Below are 1,544 nucleotides of genomic sequence, written 5' to 3'. Positions count from 1 at the left end.
GGTGAGGTGGAGGAGTATTCGGTCGTTGTGGTCGGTGCGGGGATGGGGGGCATTTATGCCCTTCACCGGTTTGCTGAGCTGGGCCATGATGTGCACGGTTTTGAAGGGGCTGCCGGTGTTGGCGGGGTGTGGTACCACAACGGGTATCCGGGCGCGCGGGTGGATGTGGAGAGCCACAGCTATTCGTTCATGTTCGATCAGGACCTTTACGCGGGGTGGGACTGGAGCGAGCGGTATGCTGCCCAGCCCGAGATCCTGGAGTACCTCAACTATGTCGCGGACCGTCTGGAGGTGCGGCGGAACCTTTCGCTGAGCACGTGGGTGACGTCGGCGCAGTGGCATCCGGAGGAGAACAAGTACCTGATCACCACGGACACCGGCCGCACGGTATGGGCCCGGTACCTGGTGATGGCCACCGGCAACCTGTCCAAGCCGCGCAAGCCCGACTTCGCGGGCCTGGATGACTTCGAGGGCGAATGGCATCAGACTGGCCACTGGCCGCAGACCCCGGTGGAGATCGCCGGCAAGCGCGTGGCGGTCATCGGCACGGGATCTTCAGGTGTGCAGGCCGCGACCGAGATCGCCAAGACCGCCGGACACCTTTACGTTCTGCAGCGGACCCCGAACTACTCGATTCCCGCCCACAACGGCCCGGCCGACAAGAGGAAGAAGGAACGACTCTCCCAGAAGGTCCTGCAGTTCCGCGAGGAGACCTACGCGACCCCTGTCGCCTACGCCATGCCGCCCAATGTCGGCAAGGCATCGGATTACTCGGAGGAGCAGCAGCAGCAGATCCTGGAGTCCAGGTGGGCGTTCGGAGGCCAGAGCCTGCTCGGCACCTTCGCCGACCAGGGCACGGACCTGGAGGTCAACAACATTGTGGCCGAGTTCGTCCGCGGCAAGATCCGCGACATGATCGATGATCCCGAGACCGCCGAGAAACTGATGCCGACCGCCTACCCGATCGGGGTCCGCAGGCTGTGCATCGACACCGGGTACTACCCGATCTTCAATCAAAGCAATGTCAGCCTCGTCGATCTCAGGACCGAACCGGTCGAACGCATCACCCGGACCGGGATCAAGACCCGCGACAACGAGTACGAAATCGACCTCATCGTGTTCGCGCTCGGCTTCGAGGCCTTCACCGGTGCGCTCGACCAGGCCAACATACGCAACGAGCACGGGCAGCAGCCCAGCGACCGCTGGACCTACAAACCGCAAACATACCTGGGCATCATGACCCACGGGTTCCCGAACCTGTTCACCCTCACCGGCGTGCAAAGCCCCAGCGTGCTGGCAACCTTCTTCGCGCTGAACAACTACCACGTGGACTTCGTCGCCGACATCATCGAACACGCCGAAGACAAGGGCGCCGTCCGCATCGAACCCACCCTCGAGGCAGAAGCCGAGTGGGGCGAACACTGCAACGCGATCGCGGCACCGATGCTGCGCCGCGCCGTCGACAACTACATGGTCCACGTCAACAAATACGACGGCTCCCGCTACTTCATCCCCTACGCCGGCGGCTTCGACAAATACGCCCA

1 protein-coding gene is annotated in these 1,544 nt (G+C 63.2%); it reads left to right on the top strand.

Going from position 1 to position 1,544, the window contains the following annotated elements; genetic code table 11:
* Window positions 1-42: 42 nt before the first annotated feature.
* On the top strand, window positions 43-1,544 hold a 1,502-nt coding region (locus AC5RUK_RS17390; protein ID WP_494152985.1), incomplete at its 3' end, for a flavin-containing monooxygenase.

The organism is Arthrobacter sp. Y3223065 (assembly GCF_059090885.1).
The sequence above is the reverse complement of the archived record's forward strand: the minus strand, read 5'-3'. Positions and strand labels throughout refer to the sequence as shown.